General features: G+C 65.1%; 3 protein-coding genes and 3 pseudogenes. 4 read left to right on the forward strand and 2 right to left on the reverse strand.

What is annotated here, in order from left to right; genetic code table 11:
• Positions 1 to 734 (reverse strand): annotated as a pseudogene (locus tag MOV75_RS24470) (condensation domain-containing protein); the annotation flags it as partial.
• Between MOV75_RS24470 and MOV75_RS24475 the strand changes: the two are divergent.
• The 3 genes and pseudogenes from MOV75_RS24475 to MOV75_RS24485 all read left to right on the forward strand — a co-directional run.
• Positions 726 to 866 (forward strand): annotated as a pseudogene (locus tag MOV75_RS24475) (transketolase family protein); the annotation flags it as partial. The pseudogenes MOV75_RS24470 and MOV75_RS24475 overlap by 9 nt on opposite strands.
• 165 nt (positions 867 to 1031) lie before the next feature.
• Entirely contained in the window at positions 1032 to 2057 is a 1026-nt protein-coding gene (locus MOV75_RS24480) for a TRAP transporter substrate-binding protein (protein WP_247006756.1), read from the forward strand.
• The gene (locus MOV75_RS24485) at positions 2054 to 3946 is read left to right on the forward strand and encodes a TRAP transporter large permease subunit (RefSeq protein WP_247006757.1); all 1893 of its coding nucleotides are present in this window, start codon (positions 2054 to 2056) and stop codon (positions 3944 to 3946) included. The genes MOV75_RS24480 and MOV75_RS24485 overlap by 4 nt, the downstream gene beginning before the upstream one ends.
• 40 nt (positions 3947 to 3986) lie before the next feature.
• On the opposite strand, the gene MOV75_RS24490 is transcribed toward MOV75_RS24485, so the two are convergent.
• Positions 3987 to 5075 (reverse strand): Cj0069 family protein, encoded by a 1089-nt coding sequence (locus MOV75_RS24490; protein WP_247006758.1) that lies wholly within the window; start codon positions 5073 to 5075, stop codon positions 3987 to 3989.
• 339 nt (positions 5076 to 5414) lie between these two features.
• Here MOV75_RS24490 and MOV75_RS24495 point away from each other — a divergent pair.
• Positions 5415 to 5768: pseudogene (locus MOV75_RS24495) on the forward strand (DUF1259 domain-containing protein); the annotation flags it as partial.
• Positions 5769 to 6020: the final 252 nt, after the last annotated feature.

Genomic DNA, 6020 nt, shown 5'->3' on the forward strand with positions numbered 1-6020 from the left:
CACCACCAGCGCTGCCAGCGTGCGACGTCCGAAAAGGCGGGCGGCGGCTTCGGTAGCGGCACCGACGGATATCCGGCCAGCGCCGCATAGCGGCTCGACACTTCCTCGAACAGCACCCCGATCGACCAGCCGTCGACAACGGCGTGATGCAGCGTCAGCAGCAGGACATGATCGTCGTCGTGGAGCCGCAACAGCCGGGCGCGCAGCAGCGGTCCGCGCGTGGGATCGATCGGGACATAGGCCTCGTGCTGGATCAGGAGATCGATCTTCCTGAGCTCCAGGGCTTTGCGCCGCTTGTTGTTGTGGGGGTGACCGTCGCCGATCGTCTCGATGGTCAGGACCCGGCCGAGGGTGCCGGGTGCGGCGACGTGACGGACCGGCTCCTCGCCGTTCCAGCCGAACGCGGTCCGCAGCGATTCGTGCCGGCCCACGACATCATCGATCGCCCGCGCCAGTGCGCTCGCATCGAGCGGGCCCTGGAGACGGAAGGCGAAGGGCAGGTTGAACAGTGGCAACCCCGGGAGGTTCTGCTCGATCCGCAGCATCTGGTCCTGCGCAATCGAGAGCGTGGGCCAGCCGCTGTCGGTCGGCCTCGCATCGGCCAGGCCCAACACGCTTGTGGCAGGCTTGCGCGGCGTCGCCGCCATGGCTTGGTCGACCCGCCGGGCAAGACTTTCGATCGTCGGTGCCTCGAAGATGGTCTTGATCGGCAGCGACACGCCGAGCGCGCGGGCGTCCATCCGGCGTTCCGGCAGATCGGGCTTCCCGATGAGTTCCTCGCCGCCGGCGCGCTGCCGACGCTGCACGACCGTTACGGCATCTCGACCGCGGAGGTGATGCGGCGGATCAAGGAGTGGCTGCGCTAGCGGCGCACGCAGCCAACCACATCCGATCAAACCGACAAGCTTCGCGGTAACGCTGCGGAGACCGAGAGCTGCTGTCCAATGCTGGCGCATCGAGAGCCAGCCAGCAGCAAAAAGCTGGTGGCGAAAGCCGCAGCCAGATCAATCCAAGCTCAACAGGAGGAATCGATGACCCAGCGGAAGCCAATCACTCTCAGCCGGCGTAAGCTGCTCCTCGCAGGCGCCGCCTTGCCGCTATGCGGCATTCTCACACGCCCGGCCTCGGCGGCGGAGTTCACCTACAAGCTCGCGACGGGGCAGGACCCGACCCATCCGGTCAACACCCGCGCCAAGGAGGCGATCGACCGCATTCGCGAGGCGACGGGCGGCCGGCTCGAGATCAACCTGTTTCCGGCCAACCAGCTCGGTTCCGATACCGACCTCCTGACGCAGGTGCGCAACGGCGGCGTCGAGTTCTTCAACCTCTCATCCCTGATCCTCGCAACCCTGGTGCCGGCAGCAGGCATCGTGAACCTTGGCTTCCTGTTCACGAGTTATGATGCGGCCTGGAAAGCGATGGACGGCGAACTCGGCGCCTATATCCGCGCGCAGATCGCCAAGACGCCGATCATGGCGGTGTCGAGCCCCTGGGACAACGGCTTCCGCCACGTCACCTCGTCCGGCCGCGAGATCAGGACGCCGGAGGATCTGAAGAATTTCAAGCTGCGCGTGCCGGCCGCACCCAATCTGACGTCGCTGTTCCAGGCACTCGGCGCGGGACCTGCGCCGATCAATTTCAATGAAGTCTATTCCGCGCTCCAGACCAAGGTGGTCGACGGACAGGAGAACCCGCTGCCGATCATCGCGACCGCCCGTCTCTACGAGGTGCAGAAGACCTGTTCCCTGACCGGGCATGTCTGGGACAATTACTGGATCCTCGGCAACAAGCGCGCCTTCGAGAAATTGCCGAAGGACGTGCAGCAGATCGTGACGCGGGAATTCGACCGTTCGGCCAAGGACGAGCGCGCCGACATCGCCAAGCTCAGCGACTCGCTGCGCGCGGACCTCTCCGCCAAGGGTATGCAGTTCATCGAGGTCGACCGCGGCGCGTTTCGGCAGGCACTCGCCAAGACGAGCTTCTACGGCGACTGGAAAGGCAAGTTCGGCGAGGAGGCCTGGGCGCAACTCGAGAAAGCGGCGGGCAAGCTGTCATGACCGCCCTCAGCCATACGCCCGGCATCGACCGCGGTGCCGCTGTCACGGCACCTCAATCTGGTGTGCGCCTTTGGGCCGTCACGGCTAACAAGGCGCTCGGTCATGCGGTTGCGATCCCGGCCGCGCTCCTGGTGCTGGCCGAGATCGTCGTTCTGTCGGCCGGCATCGTCGGCCGATACGTCTTTCATGCCCCGATCATCTGGGCCGACGAATTGGCCGGAATCCTGTTCCTGTGGCTCGCCATGCTGGGATCCGTGATCGCCTTCCAGCGCGGCGAGCACATGCGGATGACGGCCATCATCGGCATGCTGCGCGCCGACGCGCGTGCATTTCTGGACGTGGTCGCCGCCGCGGCATCCTTGGCGTTCCTGCTGCTGGTGATTCACCCCGCTTACGAGTTCGCGGCCGACGAGGTCTTCGTCAGGACGCCGGCGCTCGAGATCGTTAATAGTTGGCGCGCCGCTGCGTTGCCGGTCGGCATCGGCCTGATGCTGGTCGCCGCGGTGCTGCGCCTCGTCCGCATCTCGGGCTTACGGAGCCTGCTCGGGGCCGCAGCACTCGTCGCCGGCCTCATCGCCGTGCTCGTGCTTGCTGCGCCGCTGCTGAAGCCACTTGGCAACCTGAACCTGCTCATCTTCTTCGTGGTCATCGTCGGCGCCATGGTGCTGGCGGCGGTGCCGATCGCCTTCGCCTTCGGCCTTGCGACCGTCGGCTACCTCTCGCTCACGACGAGCACGCCCGATGTCGTCATCATCGGACGAATGGACGAAGGCATGAGCCATCTGATCCTGCTGGCCGTGCCTCTGTTCGTGTTCCTCGGTCTGCTGATCGAAATGACCGGCATGGCGCGTGCCATGGTGAGTTTCCTCGCCAGCCTGCTCGGCCACGTACGCGGCGGTCTGCACTATGTGCTGGTTGGCGCGATGTACCTGGTGTCGGGCATTTCCGGCTCGAAGGCGGCCGACATGGCGGCGGTGGCGCCCGTACTATTTCCCGAGATGACCAAGCGTGGCGCCAAGCCCGGCGATCTCGTCGCGCTTCTTGCGGCAACCGGCGCCCAGACCGAGACCATCCCGCCGTCCCTCGTGCTGATCACGATCGGTTCGGTCACCGGCGTATCGATCGCTGCGCTGTTCACCGGCGGCCTGCTGCCGGGCATCGTGCTGGCGATCGGTCTCTGCTCCGTCGTCTGGTGGCGATACCGCGGCGAGGACCTGTCGCATGTGAGGCGCGCGACGGGGAGGGAGATCGGCCGCGCCTTCGTCATTGCAATTCCGGCGATGGCGCTGCCGTTCGTGATCCGCGCGGCGGTGGTCGAGGGTGTCGCGACCGCGACCGAAGTGTCGACCATCGGCATTGTCTATTCGGTTCTCACCGGGCTCCTGATCTACCGCCAGTTCTCCTGGCGCCGGCTCTATCCGATGCTGGTGGAGACCGCGTCGCTCTCCGGCGCGATCCTGCTGATCATCGGTGCCGCGACCGGCATGGCGTGGGCCCTCACACAATCGGGCTTCTCGGCCTCGCTCGCAAAATTCATGACCACGCTGCCGGGCGGAACGCCGGTCTTCCTCGGCGTGACGATCCTTGCCTTCGTCATTCTCGGCAGCGTGCTCGAAGGCATTCCGGCGATCGTTCTGTTTGGACCGCTGCTGTTTCCGATCGCGCGCCAGGTCGGCGTGCACGAGGTGCACTACGCAATGGTCGTCGTTCTCGCGATGGGCATCGGACTGTTCGCTCCGCCGTTCGGGGTCGGCTATTATGCGGCCTGCGCCATCAGCCGCATCAGTCCCGACGAAGGCATCAAGCCGATCGTCGGCTATATCGTGGCCTTGCTGATCGGCACGCTCGTGGTTGCCGCGGTCCCGTGGATTTCGACCGGATTTCTGTGACGCGGCGCGACGGTCGCAAGTGATCGTCGATGTAGCCGGGTCAGAGGGACTGGGTCGACGCTGTTCCGAGGCGCGATCGTAGGAGGCGGTGCTTGACCATTCGCGCGATCGCTGCCGGAGCTTCCTCGGGGATGGCAAAGCAGGAGCTCGCGTTGATCTCGCACAGAACGTATGTGTCGGCGCCGGCCTCATTGCGGGGCCCGTAGAGGAAGTCTGCGTCCCAGATGACGGGGAGCGAGAATTCATCGATCTCGAGCGTCTCCATCATCTGCGGTACCCATTCGTCCTCCATCGACCTTCGCAACGCCTGGAAGGGCGGGGCATCGGGGCCGTGCATGATCCGCGGCCCCGGTTGCGCCCCGGGTGCCTCAGGCCCTTCCAGCGGCGGCGGGATCAAGGCCTTGATCAATTGATGTCCGAAGCCCGCAACTTTGGACCCGCTCATGTAGCAGCGGATCATTCCGTCCGGCAGGCGAGGTTGGAACGCCTGGTCGATAATGCAGCCGCCCCAGCCGAAATAGGGCTCGCATCGCGCGATGAAAGCATCGAGCGGCATGTCCTCGGGCAGGCTGCCGCGTTGCGCATGCAGCACGCGAACCGTGGCGTCCGCGATAGGAAGCGCTTCGACCTTCCAGACGCCCTGGCCACCATTGCCGCGATTTTGCTTGAGCACGCGCGGGCCGCTTGGCCGGAGGCGCGATGGAAGTTCGGCGCGGAGCGCCGCCGCGCTGTCATAGCGATGCGTGTCGGCACCCCAGCCCAGGTGACGCGTTCGGTAGAGCACCTCCTTGACGCCCATCTTCAGGATGATGTCGGGATGCGCGCTCACCCATGGTCCCCGGGCCGCAACGTCGCGAAGCAGGGGATCGAGTTCGGCGCGTGTCTTGCCCTGGTGGATCGGATCGACCCAGACCAGCACGCCATCGACCGCGAGCAATTGTTCGAGGACAGCGCCTGAGAAGGTCTCGTCGTAGATCACCGGCCGGGCTTCGATGCCGGCTGCGGCGAGCGCTTCGAAGACGCGGACGAACCGGCTGCTTTGCGGCGTCGCGTCCGCCCGCGCACCGGCGTCCCCGCGTGAGAGGATGGCAACGGTCGGGTGGGAAGAGGAGTGTCGTTCGGTGTCCATGCGCAAGCTCCACGAATGGCGTGCTGCGCAGATCTTGGACCGAGGTCTCACGGGGAGTCTGCTTCGTCCCCACGCAGGCAATCTACGCGAGGCGGCCGCGACATTTCAAGAGCGCGGCCGGCGGTTGGTTGAACTCTTCGTGACGCATCTCGGCCAAGCGCGTTGACAGCCCGGACGTCCGGGTCTCTATTCGATCGTGCCGGGGACATGCGATCTCCCCGTGAGGCGACATGCTCAAGAATCGCGTCCTGTTCACCAAGGGCGCCGCATGTCATTTCATCTCCCGTCCATCCCACAAATTGCTCCACCCGTCGGAACGCGCGCGGCGGATGTGCGGCTCGATCCCGCGGCGGCGTCTACCAGTTCAATGTGAAGCGGCGCGACCTGATCATGCAAGAGGGTATGCCGTTGACCCCGGCCGCTGCCATGGGCGTCGCGATCGGCATCAACTTCCAGCCAAGCGGAGGAGGCAGGGCAGCCATCACCGGCGACTTCGTGCTGACCAGCGACGAGGTGAACCCGGTCATCTTGGCGCTGCGGACGCGCGGCATCGAGGTGACGGCGCTGCACAGCCACATGCTGGATGAACAACCGCGGCTGTTCTTCATGCACTTCTGGGCCAACGATGACGCGATCAAGCTCGCCGAAGGTTTGCGTTCCGCGCTCGACAAGACGGCCAGCACGAAAGGCTGATGGACGATAGTTTCCCATTTCGTCGAGGACAGGACTGTGCAGCTGCTTTGCCCGACGTGTCAAAGGAAGTCGGGATCGAACCAACTTTGCCGGGAATCTTCACAAATGAAACAGAATTGCTTTCAGTAGCTTGGCTACTGTGCATGGGGTTGTTTTCGCGCTTTTCGTTTTGAAGCTACCGAAACAGACGCATCACCGCCGGCCGCGCGGTGCCTCGGCCTTGGCGGGCTGCTCGGTCTGCGGGCCGCAGCT

Origin of the sequence: Bradyrhizobium sp. PRIMUS42 (assembly GCF_023006515.1) — a bacterium.
In the GTDB taxonomy this organism is placed as follows: domain Bacteria; phylum Pseudomonadota; class Alphaproteobacteria; order Rhizobiales; family Xanthobacteraceae; genus Bradyrhizobium.

Coding starts and splice junctions, on each gene's coding strand:
- MOV75_RS24480 (WP_247006756.1), top strand. CDS start 1,032: ATGACCCAGCGGAAGCCAATCACTCTCAGCCGGCGTAAGCTGCTCCTC.
- MOV75_RS24490 (WP_247006758.1), bottom strand. CDS start 5,075: ATGGACACCGAACGACACTCCTCTTCCCACCCGACCGTTGCCATCCTC.
- MOV75_RS24485 (WP_247006757.1), top strand. CDS start 2,054: ATGACCGCCCTCAGCCATACGCCCGGCATCGACCGCGGTGCCGCTGTC.